Below are 23,123 nucleotides of genomic sequence, written 5' to 3'. Positions count from 1 at the left end.
GCTGGCATCGGCCTATCGCAGGCCCTCCATCTCGCGGATGCGCCGTGCGCCGTCGGCCTCGAGCTGCAGGGTGACGGCCCCGATCAGCGTTTCGGCGACGACGAACAGTGCCGCCGAGGAATCCCATGCGGAAGGCACAGCGGTGCGCCCGGCGATGACATGGCGGGCAAAGCGGGCGATGGGCGACAACCACTGATCGGTGAACAGCACGATCTGGACGCCACGCTGATGCGCCTTCTCCGCGAAGCGGACGAGGCTGTCCTGGTAGCGCCTGATGTCGAAGATCACCAGCACGTCGCGCTTGCCCATGTCGATCAGCCTGTCGCGCCACATGCTTTCCTGTCCGGCGAGATGAAACACATCGGGCTGGATGACGGCGAGATGGGCGGCCATGTAGCGCGCCAGCGGGTCGGTAAAACGACCGCCGATCAGGAAGGTCTTGCCGCGCCGCTCGGCAAGCCGCGCGGCGATGTCGGCGAGTTGCTTGTCGGAGAGATGGCGGAAGGTCTCGCGCATATTGTCGAGCGTGGCTTCCAGCATCGGCGAGGCGCTGCCGCCGGCGGGCGCGGGCGGATTGAGTGTACGGATCGCGGGCGACTGCAATTGCGCCGCCAATTCGTCCTGCAGGCTCGACTGGAACTCGGAATAATTCTGGAATCCGAGCCGGGCAACGAAGCGCAGGATCGTCGGCGAGGAGACGCCGGCCGCGGCCGAGAATTCGGCGACCGTCTTCAAGCCGATCAACGGATAGCTGGCGATCAGCGTTTGGGCCGCCCGCCGCTCACCAGCGGGCATCGCGCCGATGCGGTCGGCGATCAATTCGGCAATGCTGAATATCATCGTTCCCCACCTTTGGCTCGCCGACGGTCTTTTCCCCAGATCGCATTTGACAAAGCCGGACAAACTGTATGAAATCATCCGTAGGGACGCAATGAGGCAAAATACGTAACATACGATACAGCGCTCCCCGGGGACGGCAGACTATGGAGAAAGCACGGCCCGCCAGCCTTGCATCGTCTGATACCGTGAGGGTGACCAACCTCGGCGGATCAAGCCCTTTCATCCTGACCTGCGACCACGCTTCCAATTTCCTGCCGGCCGAATTCGGCACGCTCGGCCTCGCCGCCGAGGACCTGTCGCGTCACATCGCCTGGGATCCCGGCGCGCTGCCGGTTGCGCTGCGCATGGCGCGGGCGCTCGATGCGACGCTGGTCGAGACCCGCGTTTCGCGATTGGTGATCGACTGCAACCGGCCGCTCGACGCGCCGGACCTGGTGCCGTCGGTCAGCGAAACCACAGCGATACCGGGCAATACCGGTCTGTCGGAAAAACAGCGCGCGGCGCGGGTCGCCCTGTCCTGGCAGCCGTTTCATGGCACCATCGAGCGCATTGTCGAAGACCGGCTGGCGCGCGGCCAGGAGACGCGGCTGGTTTCCGTCCATTCCTTCACGCCGGTCTACAAGGGCCACAACCGGCCCTGGCATATCGGCATCATCCATGATGAAGACCGCAGGTTGGCGAAGCCGCTGATTTCGGCGCTGCAACGGCTTGCCGGGGTCAAGGTCGGGGTCAACGAACCCTATTCGCCCGCCGACCGCGTCTATTTCACGCTGGAGCGGCACGCGCGTTCGCGCGGCTTGCCCTGCGCGATGATCGAAATCCGCAACGATGAAATCTCCGGCGAAACCGGGCAGCGGAAATGGGCGGATCTGCTCACCGGCATTTTTTCGGATCTGGAACCAGAGGAGGCCACGCGGCCCAGATCGCATTCAGTCAGAAAGTCAGTCCAATCGGCCAGCTGAGAATCAAAACAGGGGACTTCCAATGGCAGCACCGGGTTACACAGACGTTGACAAGGCGGAGGACGTAAAGGCCCTCCACAGCATGGGCTACGCCCAGGAACTGGAGCGGCGTCTCAGCCGCTTTTCGAACTTCGCGGTTTCCTTCTCCATCATCTGCATCCTGTCGGGTGGCATCAATTCGCTGGCTCAGGCAACCTCCGGTGCCGGCGGCATTGGCATCGGCATCGGCTGGCTGGTCGGCTGTTTCATCTCGTTGACCTTCGCCGTCGCCATGTCGCAGATCAGCTCGGCCTATCCGACGGCCGGCGGCCTCTATCACTGGGGCTCGATCCTCGGCAATCGCGGCACAGGCTGGGTGACCGCCTGGCTCAACCTGCTCGGCCTGATCACCGTTCTCGGCGCCATCAATGTCGGCACCTGGACGTTCTTCGTCGGCGCTTTCGGGCCGGCGCTCGGCATCGAGGGCACGCTGACCAACCAGATGATCTTCCTGGTCGTCATCACCGGCGCCCAAGCCCTGATCAACCATTTAGGCATCAAGCTGACGGCGAAACTCACCGATTTTTCGGGCTACCTGATCTTCTTCGGTGCGATCCTGATCGCGGTGGTCTGCCTGATCTCGGCGGAACATTGGGATTTCAGCCGGCTGTTTACGTTCCACAATTACTCCGGCGATGCCGGCGGCGGGGTCTGGCCGCAGGTTTCGAACGCCTGGGTGTTCGCGCTCGGGCTCTTGCTGCCGATCTACACGATCACCGGCTACGACGCTTCGGCGCACACCTCCGAGGAAACCATCAAGGCGGCTTCCTCGGTGCCGCGCGCCATGGTCATGTCGGTGATCTGGTCGGCACTGTTCGGCTATCTGTTCCTGGCTGCTTTCGTGCTGATGATCCCCAACATGGACGACGCCGCCAAGCAGGGCTGGAACGTGTTCTTCTGGGCCTTCGACCAGCGCGTCAGCCCCGGCCTCAAGGAGTTCGTCTATCTCGTCGTGTTCATCGCGCAGCTGCTGTGCGGTCTCGCCACGGTGACCTCGGCTTCGCGCATGATCTTCGCCTTCTCGCGTGACGGCGGCCTGCCGGGCTCCTCGGCGCTCGCCAAGGTCAGTCCGACCTACCGCACGCCGGTGGCGGCGATCTGGACGGCCTCGATCCTGTCGGTGCTGTTCGTCTGGGGCTCGACGCTGGTTTCGGTCGCTGGTACCTCGGCTTATACCATCGTGGTGTCCTGCACCGTCATCTTCCTGTTCCTCTCCTTCATCGTGCCGATCGTGCTCGGCATGCTGGCCTGGGGAACGCCGAAATGGGACAAGATGGGGCCATGGAATCTGGGGCGCGGCGTGTTCATGCTGTTCGGCTTCCTGTCGATCGTGTCGATGATCCTCATCTTCATCATCGGCATCCAGCCGCCGAACGACTGGGCGCTTTACATCACCGTCGGCTTCTTCATCCTGACGGCGATCGTCTGGTTCGCCTTCGAACGCAACCGCTTCCAGGGGCCGCCGCTGGGCGACATCATCGCCGCGCGTCAGGCGGCGATCAAGGCAGCAGAGCAGGCGGTCGGCGAAACCGGCCACTGACGTCAAGCATCACCAACCATGGCCGGCATCGTGCCGGCATGGTTGGGGTTTTCCCTTTCAACGACCAAGCACTGGAGTGCCACAGGAATGGCCGGAAATTTCTCGTTCGATCAGTTGAAGAAAGCGGTCTCCAATGGCGAGATCGACACGGTGCTGGCCTGTATCGTCGACATGCAGGGCCGGTTGGCGGGAAAGCGGTTCCTGGCGCACTATTTCGTCGATTCCGCGCATGACGAAACGCATGGCTGCAACTATCTGCTGGCGGCCGACATCGATATGGAGCCGGTGCCGGGCTACAAGGCGGCAAGCTGGTCGAAAGGCTATGGCGACTTCGTCATGAAGCCGGACCTCGCCACCCTGCGGCGCATCCCCTGGCTGGAAAAGACGGCGCTGGTGATCTGCGACGTGCTCGACCACCACACGCATGACGACCTGCCGCACTCGCCGCGCGCCATCCTGAAGAAGCAGGTCAAGCGGCTGCAGGAGCGTGGCTATATCGGCTATTTCGCTTCCGAGCTCGAATTCTATTTGTTCAACGAGACCTACGATTCCGCCCGAAAGAAGCACTGGCAAGGTCTCGACACCGCGTCGCCCTATATCGGCGATTATCAGATCGGCATCACCACCAAGGAAGAAGGCGTCATGCGCCGGCTTCGCAACGAGATGGAAGCGGCCGGCATCCCGATCGAGAATTCCAAGGGCGAGTGGGGCCCGGGCCAGGAAGAGATCAATGTGCGCTATGCCGAAGCGCTCGACATGGCCGACCGCCACGTCATCCTGAAGAACGGCGCCAAGGAAATCGCCGAGTCCGAAGGCAAGGCGATCTCCTTCATGTCCAAATACAATTATGGGCTCGCCGGCAATTCCAGCCACATCCACAATTCGCTGTGGAGCGCCGACGGCAAGACGCCGCTCTTCTTCGACAAAAAGGCTGAATGGACCTTGTCGACGCTCGGCCAGCAATGGGCGGCCGGGCAGTTGAAATACGCCAAGGAGTTCACCTGGTTCCTGGCGCCCTACATCAATTCCTACAAGCGCTTCCAGGCCGGCACCTTCGCGCCGACCAAGATCATGTGGAGCGAGGACAACCGCACCGCCGGCTTCCGCCTGTGCGGCGAAGGCACAAAGGGCATCCGCATGGAATGCCGCATCGGCGGCGCCGACTTGAACCCCTATCTTGCTTTCGCCGCACTGATCGCGGCTGGCCTCGCCGGCATCGACGAGAAGCTGGAGTTGCAGAAGCCCTTCGTCGGCGATGCCTACCAGGCATCGCGCCTGCCCGAGATCCCGAAGACCCTGCGCGATGCCACCGAAACGCTGGCCAGGTCGAAGATGCTGAAGCAGGCGCTCGGCGAGGACGTGCTCGAACATTATGTCCACACGGCGAAGTGGGAGCAGTTCGAATACGACCGCCGCATTACGGATTGGGAACTGCACAGGGGATTCGAGCGGTATTAAAGCTTAATGCAGCTTTAATGTTGACAATTTGGTTAAAGTGGCCCACGTGAAGGCTGCAAACTGCAATTGTTGAGGAGTTCGCAATGTCCAAATATGCGCCGCTGAAGGAATTTCTGGTCGCCCAGAATGCCGACCGTATTCCTATGTCATTCGATGAGATCGAGAGTGTGCTTAGTCTGCCGTTGCCTGCATCCAAGCAATACCCTGCGTGGTGGAGCAACAATCCGAGCAACAACCCCATGACTAGGGAGTGGCTCGAGGCTGGGTTCGAAACCGAATCCGTCAACGTAGGCACTGGCAAGCTTGTCTTTCGCCGCGTTCGCAAGATGCCGACTGGTGACGGCGCACCCGCGGTGCGTACACACCGTCACCCTGGATTTGGTTTCATGAAGGGCTTGATAGCAATCGAGGCGGGGTTTGATGTCACCAAACCGTTCGATGACGAGCCTTGGGATCGGGGCTATCTGGGCGGTGAAACTCAGCATGACAAACACGTGATGCGCAAATGAGTGAAGAGCCGGGCCTGCTTCTGGACACGTGCGCGGTGATATTCATCGCCAACGACAGCAAAATCGATCCTCAGGCAAGTCAGCAGATTTCGGACGCGGCCTATGATGGCCGCCTCTACCTCTCGCCGATGTCTGCATGGGAGATCGGCATCGGTGTGGCCAAGGGCCGGCTTAACTTGCCCATAGCGCCGCTCGATTTCGTAGAGCGATTCATAGAGCGCATGTCGGCAAAACTCTGCGCGATTTCGCCGGCCATTCTGATTGCGTCTTCCAACTTGCCAGGTTCGCCTCATGGCGATCCCATGGATCGAATACTGATTGCCACTGCAAGGGCTTTGGACATGGTTCTTGTGACGCGAGACGAGCCCATCCTTCGCTACAGCCGCAATGGCCATCTGCGTGCATTAGCCTGCTAAATGGAGCATCTTTTGGAAACCGTAAAACTCAAATCCCCCATCGACGGCTCGATCTATGCCGAACGTCCGATCGCGACGGACCAGGCGATCAATGCCGCGGTCGAACGGGCCAAGGCGGCGCAAGAGAAATGGGCGCGGACGCCGATCGTCGAACGCGGCAAATACATGCTGGCGATGCTGGAAGCGCTGGTCGCGATGACAGATGAGATCGTGCCCGAGATCGCCTGGCAGATGGGACGGCCGGTGCGCTATGGCGGCGAGTTCGGCGGCGTCAAGGAACGCACCAACTATATGGTCGAGATTGCCGAGCAGGCGCTGAAGTCCGTGCCGGCCTCCAACCCCAAGGACGGCTTCCGCCGCTATGTGAAGAAGGATCCGCTCGGCGTGGTCATGGTGATCGCGCCGTGGAACTATCCTTATCTGACCGCCGTCAACACCATCGTGCCCGCGCTGATGGCCGGCAACGCCGTCATCCTGAAACATGCCGCGCAGACGCTGCTGGTCGGCGAGCGCTTCGCCCAGGCCTTCGACAAGGCCGGCCTGCCCAAGGGCGTGTTCCAGAACGTCGTTCTCAACCACGCCCAGACCGAAAAACTGCTGGGTTCCGGCAAGATCGACCATGTCAACTTCACCGGCTCTGTCGCCGGCGGCCGCGCCATCGAGAAGGCGGCGGCGGGCACCTTCATGACGCTCGGCCTCGAGCTTGGCGGCAAGGATCCGGCCTATGTGCTGCCCGACGCCAAGATGGATCACGCGGTCGCCAATCTGGTCGACGGAGCGTTCTTCAATTCCGGCCAGTGCTGCTGCGGCATCGAACGCGTCTATGTGCACGAGAAGGTCTATGACGAGTTCGTCGAGGGCTTCATCGCCGAGACCAGGAACTATGTCGTCGGCAATCCGCTCGAGCAGGCGATGACGATGGGGCCGATGGCGCAGGCGCGCTTCGCCGACCTGATCCGCGAACAGAAGGCCGAAGCGCTGCGCAAGGGTGCCAAGGCGCATATCAACATGAGGGTCGAAAACGACAAAGCAGGCTCGCCCTATCTGGCGCCCGAGGTGCTGACCGAAGTCGACCACCAGATGAGCGTCATGCGCGAGGAAAACTTCGGCCCGATCGTCGGCATCATGAAGGTGCGCAACGACGAGGAGGCGATCGCGCTGATGAATGACAGCCCCTATGGGCTGACGGCCTCGATCTGGACGCGCGACACCGAGCACGCGGTGGCGATCGGCGATCGCGTCGAGACCGGAACGGTGTTCATGAACCGTTGCGACTATCTCGATCCGGCGCTGGTGTGGACCGGCGTTAAGGACACCGGCAAGGGCGTAGCACTCTCGGCGCTGGGCTACGACAATCTGACCCGGCCGAAATCCTTCCACCTGCGCGAAACCATCTGATTTTTCGAAAGACAAAAAATGTCAAAGCTGATCTCCAAATGGAACTATCCCACCACTGTCCGCTTCGGCGCCGGGCGCATCAAGGAACTGCCCGAGGTGCTGGCTGCCACCGGCATCAAGCGGCCGCTGTTCGTCACCGATCCGGGCCTGGCGAAACTGCCGGTCGTGGCCTCGACGCTGAAAATCCTCGACGATGCCAAGGTTCCCTATGGGGTGTTTTCCGAGGTGAGGCCGAACCCCGTCGAGTCGAACCTCACCGCCGGTATCGCCGTGTTCAAGAAGGGTAAGCATGACGGCGTCATCGCTTTCGGCGGCGGTTCCGCGCTCGATCTCGGCAAGCTGATCGCCTTCCAGGCCGGGCAGGTCAGGCCGGTGTGGGATTTCGAGGATGTCGGCGACTGGTGGACGCGCGCCAATTCCGACGCCATCGCCCCGATCATCGCGGTGCCGACCACGGCCGGCACCGGGTCGGAAGTCGGCCGCGCCGGGGTCATCACCAACGAGGAAACCCACACCAAGAAGGTCATCTTCCATCCCAAGCTTCTGCCGGCCATCGTCATCGCCGATCCCGAACTGTCGGTCGGCATGCCGGGCTTCATCACCGCCGGCACCGGCATGGACGCGCTGGCGCACTGCCTGGAAGCCTATTGCGCGCCTGGCTACCATCCGATGGCTGATGGCATTGCCGTGGAAGGTGTGCGGCTGGTGTTCGAGAATCTGCCGAAGGCCTTTGCCAACGGCAAGGACCTTGTCGCTCGCGCCCATATGATGAGCGCGGCGGCAATGGGCGCCACGGCCTTCCAGAAGGGGTTGGGCGCCATTCACTCGCTGTCGCACCCGATCGGCGCGCTCTATGACACCCATCACGGCATGACAAACGCCGTGTTCATGCCGTATGTGCTCGCCTTCAACCGCGACTCCATCGAGGAGCGCATTGGCCGGCTCGCCGCCTATTGCGGCATCAAGGGCGGCTTCGACGGCTTCGCCAAGGCTGTTATCAAGCTGCGCAAGGAACTGAAGGTGCCGCACGCGCTGCCGGGCCTGATCAAGGGGCTCGACATGGACAAGAAGCGCAAGGCGCTGATCGCCGACATGGCGGTGGTCGATCCGACGGCTAGCGGCAACCCGGTCAAGCTGACCAAGAAGGCGGCACTGACACTGCTCGAAAACGCTATCGCCGGGACGGTCTGAGGCCGCTCCCGGGACGCGAAACTTGATCGGAAAACGAGGGGAAAGGAAAGGGGAAGGGGCGAAAGACGGGCGGATTAATGATTAGCCGGAAAATTAAGTGATGGCTAATTGCTACAGCCGGTTAAAAAGAGTTAACTTTTCGCGCTGCTGGCGGCTGGTTTCACAAAGCTTTCATCTGGCTGTCACACGAAAACGATACCGCATCGCAGGCGTCCAACGGCGCCAGTTCAACGGAGAGAACACATGTTCAAATTCACGGGGAAGGTGCTTTCCCTTTCGGCCGCGACCCTTATGGTGTCGTCGGTGATTTCGTCCGCGGCTTCGCTGGACGATCTCGTCAAGGCCGCGAAGGCTGAAGGCCAGCTCACGACCATCGCTTTGCCGCATGACTGGTGCGGTTATGGCGACGTCATCGCCGGTTTCAAGGCGAAGTATCCGGAAATCACCATCAACGAACTCAACCCCGACGCCGGTTCCGGCGACGAAGTCGAGGCGATCAAGGCCAACAAGGACAACAAGGGCCCGCAGGCTCCCGACGTCATCGACGTCGGCCTCTCCTTCGGCCCGACCGCCAAGGCCGACGGCCTGCTGATGCCTTACAAGGTGTCGACCTGGGACTCGATCCCGGACAGCGCCAAGGATGCCGACGGCGCCTGGTACGGCGACTATTACGGCGTGCTGTCGTTCATGGTGAACAAGGACCTGATCAAGGAATCGCCGAAGGACTGGGCCGATCTCCTGAAGCCGGAATTCGCCAACGCGGTCGCCGTTGCCGGTGATCCGCGCGCTTCGAACCAGGCCATCCAGGCGGTGTATGCCGCTGGCCTGTCGTCGGGCGCCGCCGCTGGTGAAGCCGCCGGCACCGCCGGCCTCGACTTCTTCAAGAAGCTCAACGCCGCCGGCAATTTCGTCCCGGTCGTCGGGAAGCCGGCAACGCTTGCCCAGGGACAGACCCCGATCCTGATCAACTGGGATTACAACGCGCTTGCTGGCCGCGATACGCTGAAGGGCAATCCGCCCGTCGACGTCATCGTGCCGAAGACCGGCGTCGTTGCCGGTGTCTACGTGCAGGCCATCAGCGCCTTCGCGCCGCATCCGAACGCAGCCAAGCTCTGGATGGAATATCTCTATTCCGACGAAGGCCAGATCGGCTGGCTGAAGGGCTATTGCCACCCCATCCGCTTCAACGACCTCGCCAAGAACGGCAAGATCCCGGCGGACGTGCTGGCCAAGCTGCCGCCGGCGGAATCCTATGCCTCGGCCGCCTTCCCGACGCTCGAAGAGCAGGGCAAGGCCAAGGAAGTCATCAGCAAGAACTGGGACGCCGTTGTCGGCGCCAACGTCAAGTAAGGTTTGAAATCCACCGGGCGGCCGCGAGGCCGCCCGGCTTCCCCTCGAAGACGGTAGCCGGCGCATGACCGATCTTACGCTTTCAAATCAGGCACTTGCCACCAGGCCCGCGCCGCCGAACGAGGCGACCGCTTTCCGTCTGCCGACGCAGTGGATTGGGGTGGCGCCCTTCTTCATCTTCGCCCTGATGTTCCTGATCCTGCCGACGATTTATCTCGTCGTGGGCGCATTCCAGCGTAGTGACGGCTCGTTCACCCTGGACAATATCCTGCAACTGCTAAGCGATCCGTCGATCAGCAGCTCCTATTGGGTCTCGATCAAGATCAGTTTCTGGTCGGCCATCATCGGCGCCTTTGCCGGGCTTGCCATTGCCATCGCCATCGTGCGCGGCGGGCTGCCGAACTGGACACGTTCCGCGACCCTGACTTTTTCGGGCGTCGCCTCGAATTTCGCCGGCTTGCCGCTGGCTTTCGCGTTCCTGGCCACCCTTGGCCGCGTCGGCATCGTCACAACGCTTTTGCGCGACGTTCTCAATATCAACATCTACGCGATGGGCTTCAATTTCCTAACCACGTCGGGGCTGATCGCGGTCTATCTGTTCTTCCAGATTCCGCTGATGGTGGTCATCATCGTGCCGGCCATCGATGGCTTGAAAAAGGAATGGGGCGAGGCGGCCGCCACGCTTGGGGCCACTCAATGGCAGTACTGGCGCATGGTGGTCATCCCGGTGATCTGGCCGAGCTTTCTCGGCACCGTCATCCTTCTGTTCGCCAATGCCTTCGGCGCCATCGCCACTGCCTATGCGTTTGCCGGCCCGGCGCTCAACATCGTCCCCATCAAACTCTACTCGCAGATCAATGGCGACGTGCTGCACAACCCGCAACTCGGCTATGCCATCGCCTTCGGCATGATTGTCATCACGGGCCTGGCCAACGTCTTCTACATCTGGTTCCGGACCCGGTCCGAAAGGTGGCTCAAATGAAGTCGGGCAAATTCTGGGCTTGGGTCGTCTTCATTGTCGGCGCGGCCTATTTCTTCATTCCGCTGATGGCGACGGTCGAATTCTCGCTGCGCATGCGGCGCGGCGTGCATTCCTTCGACGCCTACCAGATCGTGCTGGGCGACGCGCGCTTCCAGTCGACCTTCCTGTATTCCGTGGTCGCGGCCATCTTCACCATCATCCTCGGCGTGCTGATCGTCGTGCCGGCCGCCTATTGGATCCGGCTGCGTCTGCCGCAGCTCAGGCCGATCGTCGAATTCATCACGCTGTTGCCGCTGGTCATTCCGGCCATCGTCATCGTTTTCGGCTATATCAGGATGTACGGATCGAATTCACCGCTGCCGTTCCTGGGCAGCAATACGGGTGCCAACGCCCTGCTGGTCATCGGTTATGCGACACTGGCTCTGCCCTATATGTATCGTGCCGTCGATACCGGCCTGCGCACCATCGATGTGCGCACGCTGACGGAAGCGGCGCAGATCCTGGGCGCCGGCTGGGGCACGATCATCGGCCGGGTGATCCTGCCCAATGTGCTGATCGCCGTGCTGTCGGGCGCGTTCCTGACCTTTGCCATCGTCATCGGCGAGTTCACCATGGCCAGCCTGCTCAACCGGCCGGCCTTCGGCCCGTATTTGCAGAATATCGGCGCCAACCGCGCCTATGAGCCGGCAGCCCTTGCCATCATCGCCTTCGCCATTACCTGGGGCTGCATGTCGCTGATCCAGATCCTGTCCCGCTTCGCGCCGAAATCGGCGAACCGCCCGAATTGATCGAAAAGCATTGACCTGAGAGAAAAGCCATGGCCGAGCCATTCCTGTCCATCCAGCATGTGCGAAAGTCCTACGGTCCCAACACCGTGGTGCAGGATTTCAGCCTCGACGTCGAGCCGGGCGAGTTCGTTTCGTTCCTCGGACCGTCCGGTTGCGGCAAGACGACGGTGCTGCGCATGGTCGCCGGCTTCGAGGAGCCCTCGGCCGGCAAGATCGTCGTCGCCGGCAAGGACATCACGCGGTTGAAGCCCAACCAGCGCAATGTCGGCATGGTTTTCCAGGCCTATGCGCTGTTCCCGAACCTCACCGTGGCGCAGAACATCGCTTTCGGACTGAAGGTTGCCGGCATGCCGAAGGCCGACGCCGACAAGCGCGTCGCCGAGATGCTCGACATGATCAAGCTGCCGCAGATGGCGGATCGCTATCCCTACCAGCTCTCCGGCGGCCAGCAGCAGCGTATTGCCTTGGCGCGAGCGATCGCACCGAAGCCAAAACTCCTGCTGCTCGACGAGCCGCTGTCGGCTCTCGACGCCAAGGTTCGCGTGTCGCTGCGCGAGGAAATCCGCTCGATCCAGAAGAAGCTCGGCATCACCACCATCTTCGTCACCCATGACCAGGAAGAGGCGCTGTCGATCTCCGACCGCATCGCCGTCATGTATGGCGGCAAGGCCGAGCAGGTCGCCACGCCGTTCGAGATCTACAACCGGCCGGCGACCAAGTTCGTCGCCAATTTCGTCGGCACGCTCAACGTGCTCGAAGGCAAGGTCACCGATGCCGCATCCGGCACGGTGCAGGTCAACACGCAGCAAGTCTCGCTCAAGGGCAAGCTCAACGGCTCGAAGTCCGGCGATACGCTGTCGCTGGCGCTGCGGCCGGAGGCGATTTCGCTTGGCAGCCAGCCCGGCCATGATTCCCGGCTGACCGGGGAGATTTCCGAAGTGCATTTCCTCGGTTCGGTGATCCGGGTCCGCGTCGGCATCGGCAACAACACGGTCTCGCTCGACACCTTCAACAACTCCGCCACCCCGCCGCCCGCCGTCGGCGAGAAGGCCGAGATTTCGTTCTCGTCGAGCGACATGCTGGTGCTGCATTAGCTATTCCACGGTCGGTTGGCGCGGCCAAACGGGTCCTTCAGCCGCCAGGATTTTTCGTGCTGTCCGCGGCGACACGGCCGTGCCAGACGTGTCGCCTTGCGGTTTCATGGCCATGACTTTGGTACTGCCAATCGCCTCGTTCGACGGCTACGATAGAGCATGGCCCTTTTCGAACTCACCCTTGTCCTGCTTTTGACCGCCGTCGCGCTGACGGCACTGTCGCGTCGGCTGGAGATACCCTATCCGTCCCTGCTGGCCCTGGCCGGTGTCGCGATTGCCTTCGTGCCTGGTGCGCCGACGATCGAGATCGATCCGGAACTGGCGCTTGCCCTGTTCATCGCGCCAGTGCTTCTCGACGCCGCCTATGACACCTCGCTGCGCGACCTGAAGCGCTACAGGTTGTCGCTGGTGCTGCTGGCGCTCGGCGCCGTGGTCTTCACCACGCTCGTGGTTGCCTTCGTCGGCTGGAAGATGGCCGGACTGCCGATCGCGGCGGCGATCGCGCTTGGCGCCATCGTGGCGCCGCCGGATGCCGTGGCGGCATCGGCCGTGCTCAGCCAGTTCAAGGTGCCGCACCGCATCACCGCCATCCTGCAGGGCGAGAGCCTGCTCAACGATGCCACGGCGCTGCTGATCTACCGGCTGGCGGTTTCGGCAGCGCTCGGCTCGATCATGCTGAGCAACGCCATTCCGACGATATTGCTGTCAACCGTAGGGAGCCTTGTCGCGGGTTACGTGTTTGGCCGCGTCTCGCTGCTGACCCTCACCCGGATCGACGATGCCGCCAGCAGCACCGTGGTGCAGTTCGCGGGGACATTCGGCGTGTGGATCCTGGCCGACAGGCTCGGTCTTTCCGCCATCATCACCATTGTCGTCTATGCCATCACCCTTGCGCGCAGGGCGCCGCGCCGCATGTCGGCAAGAAGACGCGTCAGCACCTATTCGGTGTGGGAGTCAGCCGTCTTCGTGCTCAACGTGCTGGCTTTCGTGCTGATGGGCCTGCAGGCGCGATCGATCGTCGGCAGGCTTTCCGGCGACGGGCAGGGTGACGCCTTTCTCTTTGCCGCGACGGTGCTGGTCGTCGTCATCGTCGCGCGTCTCGTCTGGGTGGCCAGTTACGTTGCGATCATCCGATGGTTCGCCCGCTTCGGCGGCGAAGACAGAAAGCGAGAAGCGCCGACATTTCGCGGGGGCGTGCTCGTCGGCTGGTGCGGCATGCGGGGGCTGGTGACGCTGGTGGTGGCGATTGCCCTGCCGGCCGACTTCCCGGGCCGCGATCCAATCGTGCTTGCCGCCTTCGCTGTGGTGCTCGGCACGCTTGTGCTGCAAGGCATGACCTTGAAGCCATTGCTTCATATACTCGCCTTCGAACGCGACACGACGATAGACCGTGAGGTGGCCCAGGCGCGCGTTGCCATCATGCAGGCCGCCCTTGATGTGTTGAGCCGCAAGACGTCGTCAGCCGCGGCTGTTGTGCGCGAGCAGTACGAAGCGCAGCGGCTGATCGCTGAGAACCCAGAAGACGCGCAGGCGGCAACCGAATATGACCGGCTGCGGCTATACGCCATCAACCGCCAGCGTGACACGCTCGAGGAATTGCGCAGCAACGGCACGATCGGCGACGAAGCCTATCACCGGCTGGAGGAAGAGATCGATTGGGCGGAACTGGCCGCATCGCCGGCCGGGCGCTTCCAGCCGCTGACCACGGATTAGTTGGCAAGTCTTGCTTTCGATCGCCTTGCTGGCCCAAGCCCCGTCCGTCTTCCTGCACATTGCAAGCAATCGACCGAACCGTTACTGCCAACGCCGAGAAGTGAGCCGGATAAGCAATGAAGCTCGTCAGCTACAACATTCAGTACGGGTTCGGCAGCGACGGACGCTACGATCTTTCGCGCGCCGCGCGCATCATTGCCGGCGCCGACATCATCGCCTTGCAGGAGGTCGAGCGGCACTGGCAGCGCAGCAATTTCGACGACCAACCCGAAATCCTGTCTGACCTTCTGCCGGGCTATCACTGGGTCTATGGGCCGGCCTTCGACATGGACGCCAGCGAATGGCGGGACGGCCGCCTGGTCAATCGGCGCCGGCAGTTCGGCACCATGGTGCTGTCGAAGCTGCCGATCGCCTGGTCGCGGCTCCACGCGCTGCCGATGCGCCGCACGCTGCGGCCGCTCAACACCCGCAACGCCGCGCTCGAATGCATGATCCGCACGCCGGCCGGGCCGATCAGGGTGCTCTCGCTGCATCTCGCGCATATCGCTGCGGAAGAGCGGCTGGAGCAGATTGATTATCTCGTGGCCGAGCACCGCCGGGCGCCATCGGAAGGCGGACCGTGGAGCGGCGCGGACGACGAGCCTTCACGCAACTGGACGCATGGAGAACCGGAGCCGGAAAACCCGCTGGCGGCGATCTGGCTGGGCGATTTCAACATGGAGCCGGGTAGCGCTGAGTATCGCCGCATTGTCGGCAGCACGCCCTATCATCGGGGTGCCGCGTATGTCGACGGGTTCGTCGATGCCGCCGCCGTGACGGTTGAGCCGGCTGGCGACTTCCACACGCATGAGAAGATCATCGACGGCAGGCTGGCAAGGCGCCGGCTCGACCATTGCTTCGTCGGCGGCATGTTGGCGGGGCGGGTGAAATCGATCGGCGCCGACATCGGCGAGGTGGCGTCCGATCACTTTCCGGTCCGGGTCGGCATCGACCTCGAAACGCCATTCGGTCCGGGAGTTCTATGAAACCCGTATGACGCTTTTCGTCTTCTTCGCCGTGCTTGCCGCGGCCGCCATGCATGCGATCTGGAACGCGCTGGTCAAGGTGCATCTCGACCGCTTCCTGTCGATCACGCTGATGACGTTGGGTATGGGGGTCGCGGGCCTCGTGGTGCTGCCTTTCGTCGAGGTGCCGAAGGCGGAAGTCTGGCCCTACATCATCGCTTCGGTGATCTTCCATATGGGCTACCGTACCTTCCTGATCGGCGCCTATCAGGCTGGCGATTTCGCGCAGACCTATCCGTTGGCGCGCGGCACGGCCCCGCTGCTGGCGGCGATTGGCGGCATGTTCGTCGTCGCCGAGGTGCCGGCGCCGCTCGCCATCGTCGGCATCCTGCTGTTGTCGGCCGGCACGCTGGTGATGTCGTTTCGCGGCGGGGCGCATCTGGAGAAACTGAACCTGCGCGCCGTCGGCTTTGCCTTCGGCACCTCGGTGTTCATCGCCAGCTACACGCTGTCCGACGGCAGCGGCGCGCGGCTGGCGGCAACGGCGCAGAGCTATGCCGCCTGGCTGTTCATCTGCGATGCGCTTGGCGCGTTGGTGCTGTGCCTCATTTTCCGGGGACCCAAGGCGCTGCCAGTGTTGGCGCGCGACTGGAAGACCGGGCTGTTCACCGGCGTGCTCAGCGGTGCCGCCTACTGGATCGTGATGTGGGCGATGACCAAAGCGCCGATCGCCTCGGTGGCGTCGCTGCGCGAGACCTCCATCCTGTTCGCCATGATGATCTCGGTCTACGCGCTCGGCGAGAAGATGACGGGCTGGCGCGGTGCGGCCGCGCTCAGCATTGTCGCCGGCGTTATCGCACTCCGGCTGGGGTGATCCGAGCTCAACCCAGCACGGTCATCACCTGGCCGCGCCGCTCCGGACTGAAGCGGATGACGACGATGATACAGACGGCGACCACGCCGGCGAACAGGGCCAGCGCATAGCCGTAGCTGCCGCCGGCTGCCTCGGCGATCCCCGCCTGATAGGGACCGCCATAGGAAGCGGCGAGATTGCCGGCCTGGTAGATGAAGCCGGGCAAGGTCGCGCGCACAGCGCCCGGCGACAGCTCGTTGAGATGCACCGGGATGACGCCCCAGGCGCCCTGGACCGCGACCTGCATGACGAAGGCGCCGACGGCCAGCATGAAGGGCGTGGAACTGTAGGCCCATAGCGGGATCGCCGGCAGGGCGATGATGCAGGCCAAAGTGATGGCGTTGACGCGACCGATCTTCTCCGACAGCGCGCCGAAGGCCAGGCCGCCGACAATGGCGCCGATATTGGCGACGATGGTGATCCAACTCACCGTATGCGGGTCAAAGCCGTGCTGCTTCTTCAGAAAAGTCGGGTAGAGATCCTGCGTGCCGTGGCTGAAGAAATTGAAGAACATCATCAGCACCACGGCATAGAGCGCGACGCCCCAGTGCTTCTGCAGCGTCTCCAGAAGCCCCGGCCGGGCCTGTTTCCGTGCCTCGACGAAGGCCGGCGACTCCGGCACGTGCGAGCGGATGAAGAGGACGATCAACGCCGGAATGAAGGAGAGCAGGAACATGGCGCGCCAGCCGACGGTATAGCCGCCGATCGTCTGCTGGTAGAGCAGGCCGTAAACCACTGCCGCCAGAAGGTAACCTGCCGGATAGCCGCATTGCAGGATGCCCGAGACGAGGCCGCGAGCGCTGGGCGGAATGGATTCCATGGCGAGCGAGGAGCCAAGCCCCCATTCGCCGCCCATGGCGATGCCGAACAAAGCGCGCAGCGCCAGGAAGATGCCAAGATTGGGCGAGAAGGCGGCGAGCGCCCCGATCACCGAATAGCTGACGATGTTGAGCATGAGGATCGGCTTGCGCCCATATTTGTCGGCGAGCATGCCGAAGAAGAACGCGCCGATGAAGCGTGTCGCCAAGGTCAGGAACAGTGCCTTGGAAACTGCTGGGACATCGGTCTGGAATTCAGCCGCAATATCGGTGAGCAGGAATGTCAGGAGGAAGAAATCAAACGCATCCAAGGTCCAGCCCAGGAACGAGGCCAGCACGGTTTTCTTCTGCGCTGCAGTGAGATTCAAGGCGTCCTCCTTTGGTGCCCCCAAAGGAACGATATGTCGCCCTGTCGGCAAAAGAGAACAGCGATCAGCCGGCTTTCGAAAGGCCGGCGGTCACTTTTTCGTAAGGTCGAGATCGAAGACCATCAATCCTTCGGTGCCGCCTTCGAGTGCCGCGACCAGCCGTGCCCCGGCGCGCTGATGCGCCTCATGCACGAGATAGGCGTCGCGCGCCGCGGCGTCGCGGAAATCGATGGTGAAGCCATGGCTGAAACCCCGCGCGAACGGCTCGGGGCTGACATTGGCGCTGGACTGGACGGTGTCCATGCCGTCGATCACCTGCCGCAGCGCTTCGAGGTCGGCATGGATTGCCTTGCGTTCGCTGTCGGGGACATCGTTGCGAAACCTGACGAAGACACAGTGGCGGATCATCTTCATATTTCCTTCAAGCAGCCCGGTTTCCCGAAAACACCGCCGGCGGCAGCGGCTCGCGGCCGAGGATCAGGTCCGAGCCCTTTTCGCCGACCATGATGGTCGGCGCATTGGTGTTGGAGGAGGGGACGCGCGGCATCACCGATGCGTCGCAAACGCGCAGCCCCTCGATACCGCGCAGCCTGAGATCCGGCGTCACCACGGCCATCTCGTCATGGCCCATGCGGCAGGTGCCGACCGGATGGTGATCGGTCTTGGAGGTGCGGCAGGCATAGTCGATCAACTCGTCGTCGCTGGCGAGCGAGCGGCCAGGCAGCACTTCGCGCATGACGTAGGGGGCAAGCGCCTTCTGCCGCATGATCTCGCGCGCCAGCCGCAGCCCCTTGAGCGACATGGCGCGGTCGTAGGGATCGGACCAGTAGTTGGGGTCGATCAGCGGATGGTCGGCAGGGTTGGCGCTTTTCAGTCGCACCGTGCCGCGCGAGCGCGGCCGCAGGAAGGCCGAGTTCAAGGTGACGCCGGGGTTTTTCAATTTCTCCACGCCGGCCTCGATGCCGGATCCGAGGCCAAGATGAAACTGGATGTCGGGCGAGGCGGCCGTCGGGTCGGCGTACCAGAAGCCACCGGTCTCGAACAGGCTGGAGGCCACCGGTCCCTTCTTCAACAGCAGATATTGCAGGCCGGCCCAGGCGGTGCGGTGCAGCTTGGCGTAATTGTCATAGCTGTGATCGCCGGTGCATTCGGCGATGACGAACAGGTCGAGATGGTCCTGCATGTTGGAGCCGACGCCGGGCAGGTCGTGTACCGGCGTGACGCCGACCGATTTCAAATGGTCGGCCGGGCCGATGCCCGACTGCATCAACAGCTTCGGCGAGCCGATGGCGCCGGACGAGACGATCACCTCGCGGTCGGCGCGCAGGATGTTTGTCTCGCCGCCGGGTCTGTCGACAATCTCCACACCGATGGCGCGGCCTTTCTCGACGACGATGCGGGTGACCAGCACGCCTGTCCTGACGGTGAGGTTCTTGCGATCGCGGATCGGCTTCAAGTAAGCGACCGAGGCGGAGGAGCGCCGGGCATCCTTCTGGGTCAACTGGTAATAGCCGACGCCTTCCTGGGCAGCACCGTTGAAATCCGGGTTGAAGGGAATGCCCATCTCCTGGCCGGCGCGGAAATAGGCCTCGCAGATAGGCAGCGGCGCAATCGGGTTCGACACGCCGAGCGGGCCCTGGTCGCCGTGGAAATCGTTGGCGTAGCGCTGGTTGTTCTCGGCGCGCTTGAAATAGGGCAGCACGTCGCGATAGCCCCAGCCGGCCAGCCCTTCCTCCTTCTCCCAGGCGTCGTAGTCGCGCGCATTGCCGCGCGTGTAGATCTGGGCGTTGATGGAGGAGCCGCCGCCGACCACCTTGGCCTGCGTGTACCAAAAGACGCGATCCTTCATGTGCTTCTGCGGCACGGTCGACCAGCCCCAGGAGGCAATGCCCTTGGTCATCTTGGCGAAGCCGGCCGGCATATGGATATAGGGGTGCCAGTCCTTGCCGCCGGCTTCGAGCAGCAGCACGGAATTGGAGGGATCCTCGCTCAGCCGGTTGGCCAGCACGCAGCCGGCCGGACCGGCACCCACGATGATGTAGTCGGTCATGGTCTCATCCACTCACAGCCGGGGCACGGAAAGCGCTCCGTCGACATTGATGATCGAGCCGGTCGAAAAGCCCAGTCTGCCGGCAGCGAGTGCCGCCACCATGGCGCCGATGTCGGAGGCTTCGCCCCAGCGTTTCGCCGGCACCAGGCCGCTGTCGATCAGCGCATCGTATTTGGCGGTCACGCCCGCCGTCATGTCGGTGCGGATGATGCCGGGCCGCAGTTCGAACACGCCGATATTTTCCGGGGCGAGCCTGAGCGCCAGGTTCTTCACCCACATGGAAAGCCCGGCCTTCGACATGCAATATTCGGCGCGTTCCGGAGAGGCCATCTCGGCGCTGACCGAGGTGATGGTGATGATCGATTTCGCATGATCGCTGGGTTGGCGCAGCATTGCCTTGGCGACGGCCTGGCTGAGGAAGACGGTGCCACGCAAGTTGATGCCCAGCGCGCGGTCGAAATTATCTGGTTTGAGGTCCAGCAGGTCGCCCCGCACGATGGCGCCGATGCCGGCATTGTTGACGAGGCAATCGATGCGGCCGAAGGCGCGCGTGGCAGTGTCGACCAAGGAGGCGTGGCTGGAAAGATCGGCGATGTCGCATTGGGCGTAGGCAAACTTCGCGCCACGCGCGGCCAGGTTTTCCGCAAGCCGGTCGGCAGGCTTGTCGGCAAGGTCAGCGACAAGAATATCGAAGCCGGCGTCGGCGAGCGCCTCAGCGCAGGCCAGCCCGATACCGCGCGCACCGCCGGTGACGATAGCCGCGGGGCGGGTCATTGGAAACTAGCCTTACGGACGTAGGCGCTGCCCCTCATCGCCCTGCCGGGCACTTCTCCCCGTTTAGTGACGGGGAGAAGGATGCCGTCATCGCCGCTTTCGCCAATCGCCAGCGCTGCAAAAAGGTCGCCGGCGTTGCGGCCAAGTCCCTTCTCCCCGTCCTTCACGGGGAGAAGGTGCCGGCAGGCGGATGAGGGGCGGCGCTGACCTTTCATCATGCAAGTTCCACCTTGCGGATATGGTCCGCCACCCGCAGCGCCTGGGCGGCGATAGACAGCGCCGGATTGACCGCCGCCGAGTTCGGCAGAAAACTGGCGTCGACGACGAACAGGTTCGGGTGATCGAAGGCGCGGCAGAAAGGATCGAGCGGCGACGTCGCCGGGTCGTCGCCCATCTTCACCGTCCCGCACTGGTGCGAGGGCGTGCGCTTGTCGAAGGGCCGGGACAGCACGATAGGATACCCGCAGGCGCGAAAATTCTCGCGCATCACCTTGCTCAGCCCGTCGAGCGACTGCATGTTGGAGCGCCGCCATTGCATGACGATGTCCTTGCCGTCGACCATGATGCGGCTTTCGGGATCGGGCAGGTCCTCGCACATCAGGTACCAGTCGACGGCGTGGCCGGCCATGTAATCGAGCGCGAATTTCGGCACTCGTTTCACGTTGGCCCTGAGCATGTTGCCGTCGATCTTGCCGAGAAGCTGGACATTGCCGAGCGGCTTGCCGCCCTTGCCATCCGAGAGATAGTAATCGTTCAGCATCAGCGTCTTCTGGTAGACGGAATCGTTCCTGCGGCGCGGATCGATCGCCAGCATGGCGCTGGAATTGTGGTTCATGAAATTGCGGCCGACCTGGTCCGAGCGGTTGGCAAGGCCTTTGCCTCCCCCCTTGGTATTACCGGGCGAGGGCGAGCGCAGCAGGATGACCGCCGAATTGACCGCACCGGCCGACAGTATGACCAGTTTCGGCGCGACTTTCCTCGGCTCACCGTTCTGGCGGTAGTGAACCGCCGAGATGGTTTTGCCGTCCGGTGATGTCTCCAGATATTCGACATAGGCGCCGGTTTCGAGCTTGATGTCCGGATCGGTCAGTGCCGCCGCCAGCGGTGCGGTCTGGGCATCCATCTTACCCTGCCCGGTGTTGGGAAACGCGTCCCAGCCGGTCCTGCCTTCCCTGAGCCAGGTGTCGATGTCGACGCCGAGCGGCAGCGAGGCCGGATGCAGGCCGAGCCCCTTGAGTTCGGCGCGGGCGCGCGCGATCGGCGCCTCGTCGGGCACCGGCTTGAAGGCATAGGGAATCGAGTGGAACGGCTCGGTCGGGTCTTCGCCGAGCGTGCCGCGCACACGAAACAACTGCTCGGCCCTGGAATACCAGGGTTCGAATTCGTCATAGGAGAACGGCCAGGCCGGCGAGACGCCGCCGAAGTGCTCCATGTCGGAGAAATCCTCTTTGCGGTAGCGGATCAGCACCGCGCCGAAGAATTTCGAATTGCCGCCGACATAGTAGTAATTGCCGGGGTTGAAGGCGGTGCCGCCGGCCTCGCGCCACATCTCCTTTGGCCGGAAGTGCCCGTCGACGAAGATCGAGCGTGTGTCGCGCGCGTGCGGCGTTGCCGGCAAGGGTTCGCCACGCTCCAGCATCAGGATGGAGGCGCCGCTGCCGGCCAGACCGGAGGCGATCGTGGCGCCGCCGATGCCGGAGCCGATGATGACGATATCCGGGTTTGCCATGTCTAAAGGTCTTCGTTTTGATGCATGTCGTTGTCCCAAAACCGGACCCACTTTTGGGCGACAGGCATCAGCGAATACGGCTCTCGGTCGCCGGGTCGAAGAACACCGCCTTGGTCAGGTTGAAGGCCAGCGGGGTGTTGGTGCCCGGCTGGATGTTGGCATCGGCGCGCAGCCGCGCCACCACGCCTTTGCCACCGAGATTGGTGACGGCGAAAGTGTCGGAGCCGGCCGGCTCCACCACCTCGATATGGCAATCGGCGGTGGCGATTTGCGAGGCGTTGCGTTCGGCGCCTTCCGGATCGGTGAGCGCCTCCGGGCGAACGCCGAAGATGACCGGCTTGCCCTTGAACGCCGACAATCCGGCCGGCGCGTTGGCCATCGGCAAGGTGATCGGCTGGCGGGCCTCGCGGTCGAGCACGACGGCCAGATCGCCGCCATTGCCGCCAATGGTCGCCGGGATCAGGTTCATCGCCGGCGAGCCCATGAAATCGGCGACGAAGACATTGCTCGGGTTGTTGTAGATTTCGGCCGGCGTGCCGAATTGCTGCACCTCGCCGTCGCGCATGACGGCGATCTTGGTCGCCAGCGTCATCGCCTCGATCTGGTCGTGGGTGACGTAGACGATCGTCGTCCCCGTGGTTGCGTGAAGACGCTTGATCTCGATTCGCATGTCGACGCGCAGCTTGGCGTCGAGATTGGAAAGCGGCTCGTCGAACAGGAACAGTTTGGGGTCGCGCACCAACGCCCGGCCCATGGCGACGCGTTGGCGCTGGCCGCCGGAGAGCTGGCTCGGCTTGCGGTTCAGCAGATGGCCGATCTGCAGCACCTTGGCTACCTTGTCGATCGCCTTCTGGCGTTCTTCCGCCGGCACGCCGCGCATCTCCATGCCGAAGGAGATGTTCCCGGCCACCGTCATGTTGGGGTAGAGCGCGTAGCTTTGGAACACCATGGCGATGTCGCGCTTGGACGGGTGAAGATCGGTGATGGTGCGGCCGTCGACGCGGATATCGCCCGAGGTGATCGTCTCCAGTCCGGCAATGGTGTTGAGAAGGGTGGACTTGCCGCAGCCGGAAGGACCGACCAGCACAAGGAAGCCGCCCTTTTCCAGCTCGAGATTGATCCCTTTCAGGATCTCGACCTGGCCGAAACGCTTCCTCAGACCATCAATTTCCAGAAAAGCCATTGGG

21 protein-coding genes are annotated in these 23,123 nt (G+C 63.0%); 14 read left to right on the top strand and 7 right to left on the bottom strand.

What is annotated here, in order from left to right:
- Positions 1-12: 12 nt before the first annotated feature.
- Positions 13-840, bottom strand: a complete 828-nt coding sequence (locus tag LB569_RS22250) for a MurR/RpiR family transcriptional regulator (protein WP_224694105.1) — start codon at positions 838-840, stop codon at positions 13-15.
- A 143-nt stretch (positions 841-983) separates the two neighbouring features.
- On the opposite strand from LB569_RS22250, the gene LB569_RS22245 reads away from it, so the two are divergent.
- The 14 genes from LB569_RS22245 to LB569_RS22180 all read left to right on the top strand — a co-directional run bounded on the left by LB569_RS22245 (position 984) and on the right by LB569_RS22180 (position 16,158).
- On the top strand, positions 984-1,802 hold the full coding sequence (locus LB569_RS22245) for an N-formylglutamate amidohydrolase (RefSeq protein WP_224694104.1): 819 nt from the start codon (positions 984-986) through the stop codon (positions 1,800-1,802).
- A 22-nt stretch (positions 1,803-1,824) separates the two neighbouring features.
- Positions 1,825-3,381: an amino acid permease gene (locus LB569_RS22240; protein ID WP_224539160.1), complete on the top strand. Its 1,557-nt coding sequence runs from the start codon at positions 1,825-1,827 to the stop codon at positions 3,379-3,381.
- Positions 3,382-3,468: 87 nt separating this feature from the next.
- Positions 3,469-4,839 (top strand): glutamine synthetase family protein, encoded by a 1,371-nt coding sequence (locus LB569_RS22235; RefSeq protein ID WP_224694103.1) that lies wholly within the window; start codon positions 3,469-3,471, stop codon positions 4,837-4,839.
- Between the two features lie 83 nt (positions 4,840-4,922).
- Entirely contained in the window at positions 4,923-5,348 is a 426-nt protein-coding gene (locus LB569_RS22230; RefSeq protein ID WP_140704317.1) for a hypothetical protein, read from the top strand.
- Entirely contained in the window at positions 5,345-5,764 is a 420-nt protein-coding gene (locus LB569_RS22225) for a type II toxin-antitoxin system VapC family toxin (RefSeq protein ID WP_140704319.1), read from the top strand. The genes LB569_RS22230 and LB569_RS22225 overlap by 4 nt, the downstream gene beginning before the upstream one ends.
- Positions 5,765-7,162 carry an aldehyde dehydrogenase family protein gene (locus LB569_RS22220; protein WP_224694102.1) on the top strand — a complete coding sequence of 466 codons (1,398 nt, stop codon included), beginning with the start codon at positions 5,765-5,767 and terminating at the stop codon, positions 7,160-7,162.
- Positions 7,163-7,180: 18 nt separating this feature from the next.
- Positions 7,181-8,353 (top strand): iron-containing alcohol dehydrogenase, encoded by a 1,173-nt coding sequence (locus LB569_RS22215; protein ID WP_224694101.1) that lies wholly within the window; start codon positions 7,181-7,183, stop codon positions 8,351-8,353.
- A gap of 243 nt (positions 8,354-8,596) precedes the next feature.
- Complete coding sequence (locus LB569_RS22210; protein ID WP_140704323.1) at positions 8,597-9,703, top strand: ABC transporter substrate-binding protein; 1,107 nt, start codon at positions 8,597-8,599, stop codon at positions 9,701-9,703.
- A gap of 64 nt (positions 9,704-9,767) precedes the next feature.
- Positions 9,768-10,685, top strand: a complete 918-nt coding sequence (locus LB569_RS22205; RefSeq protein ID WP_411970243.1) for an ABC transporter permease — start codon at positions 9,768-9,770, stop codon at positions 10,683-10,685.
- Positions 10,682-11,473: an ABC transporter permease gene (locus LB569_RS22200; protein WP_224694100.1), complete on the top strand. Its 792-nt coding sequence runs from the start codon at positions 10,682-10,684 to the stop codon at positions 11,471-11,473. The genes LB569_RS22205 and LB569_RS22200 overlap by 4 nt, the downstream gene beginning before the upstream one ends.
- Before the next feature lie 29 nt (positions 11,474-11,502).
- The gene (locus LB569_RS22195) at positions 11,503-12,567 is read left to right on the top strand and encodes an ABC transporter ATP-binding protein (protein ID WP_224694099.1); all 1,065 of its coding nucleotides are present in this window, start codon (positions 11,503-11,505) and stop codon (positions 12,565-12,567) included.
- Between the two features lie 159 nt (positions 12,568-12,726).
- Positions 12,727-14,280, top strand: coding sequence for a cation:proton antiporter (locus LB569_RS22190; RefSeq protein WP_224694098.1), 1,554 nt, complete (start codon positions 12,727-12,729; stop codon positions 14,278-14,280).
- A 116-nt stretch (positions 14,281-14,396) separates the two neighbouring features.
- Positions 14,397-15,305 (top strand): endonuclease/exonuclease/phosphatase family protein, encoded by a 909-nt coding sequence (locus LB569_RS22185; RefSeq protein WP_224694097.1) that lies wholly within the window; start codon positions 14,397-14,399, stop codon positions 15,303-15,305.
- Between the two features lie 7 nt (positions 15,306-15,312).
- Positions 15,313-16,158, top strand: a complete 846-nt coding sequence (locus LB569_RS22180; protein WP_140704334.1) for an EamA family transporter — start codon at positions 15,313-15,315, stop codon at positions 16,156-16,158.
- Between the two features lie 7 nt (positions 16,159-16,165).
- Here the strand turns inward: LB569_RS22180 and LB569_RS22175 are convergent, their stop codons facing one another.
- The 6 genes from LB569_RS22175 to LB569_RS22150 form a co-directional block, all read right to left on the bottom strand.
- Positions 16,166-17,383, bottom strand: coding sequence for an MFS transporter (locus LB569_RS22175; protein WP_140704336.1), 1,218 nt, complete (start codon positions 17,381-17,383; stop codon positions 16,166-16,168).
- A gap of 90 nt (positions 17,384-17,473) precedes the next feature.
- Positions 17,474-17,791: a Dabb family protein gene (locus tag LB569_RS22170; RefSeq protein WP_224694096.1), complete on the bottom strand. Its 318-nt coding sequence runs from the start codon at positions 17,789-17,791 to the stop codon at positions 17,474-17,476.
- A gap of 13 nt (positions 17,792-17,804) precedes the next feature.
- Positions 17,805-19,433: a GMC family oxidoreductase gene (locus tag LB569_RS22165; RefSeq protein ID WP_224694095.1), complete on the bottom strand. Its 1,629-nt coding sequence runs from the start codon at positions 19,431-19,433 to the stop codon at positions 17,805-17,807.
- A 12-nt stretch (positions 19,434-19,445) separates the two neighbouring features.
- On the bottom strand, positions 19,446-20,207 hold the full coding sequence (locus tag LB569_RS22160) for a 3-ketoacyl-ACP reductase (protein WP_224694094.1): 762 nt from the start codon (positions 20,205-20,207) through the stop codon (positions 19,446-19,448).
- Between the two features lie 214 nt (positions 20,208-20,421).
- Positions 20,422-21,936 carry a GMC oxidoreductase gene (locus LB569_RS22155; RefSeq protein ID WP_224694093.1) on the bottom strand — a complete coding sequence of 505 codons (1,515 nt, stop codon included), beginning with the start codon at positions 21,934-21,936 and terminating at the stop codon, positions 20,422-20,424.
- A gap of 67 nt (positions 21,937-22,003) precedes the next feature.
- A complete protein-coding gene (locus LB569_RS22150) occupies positions 22,004-23,119 on the bottom strand; it encodes an ABC transporter ATP-binding protein (protein WP_224694092.1) in 1,116 nt (371 codons plus the stop codon).
- Between the last annotated feature and the right edge of the window lie 4 nt (positions 23,120-23,123).

It is taken from the genome of Mesorhizobium sp. BH1-1-4, from assembly GCF_020165665.1.
Taxonomy (GTDB): Bacteria; Pseudomonadota; Alphaproteobacteria; order Rhizobiales; family Rhizobiaceae; genus Mesorhizobium.
The sequence above is the reverse complement of the archived record's forward strand: the minus strand, read 5'-3'. Positions and strand labels throughout refer to the sequence as shown.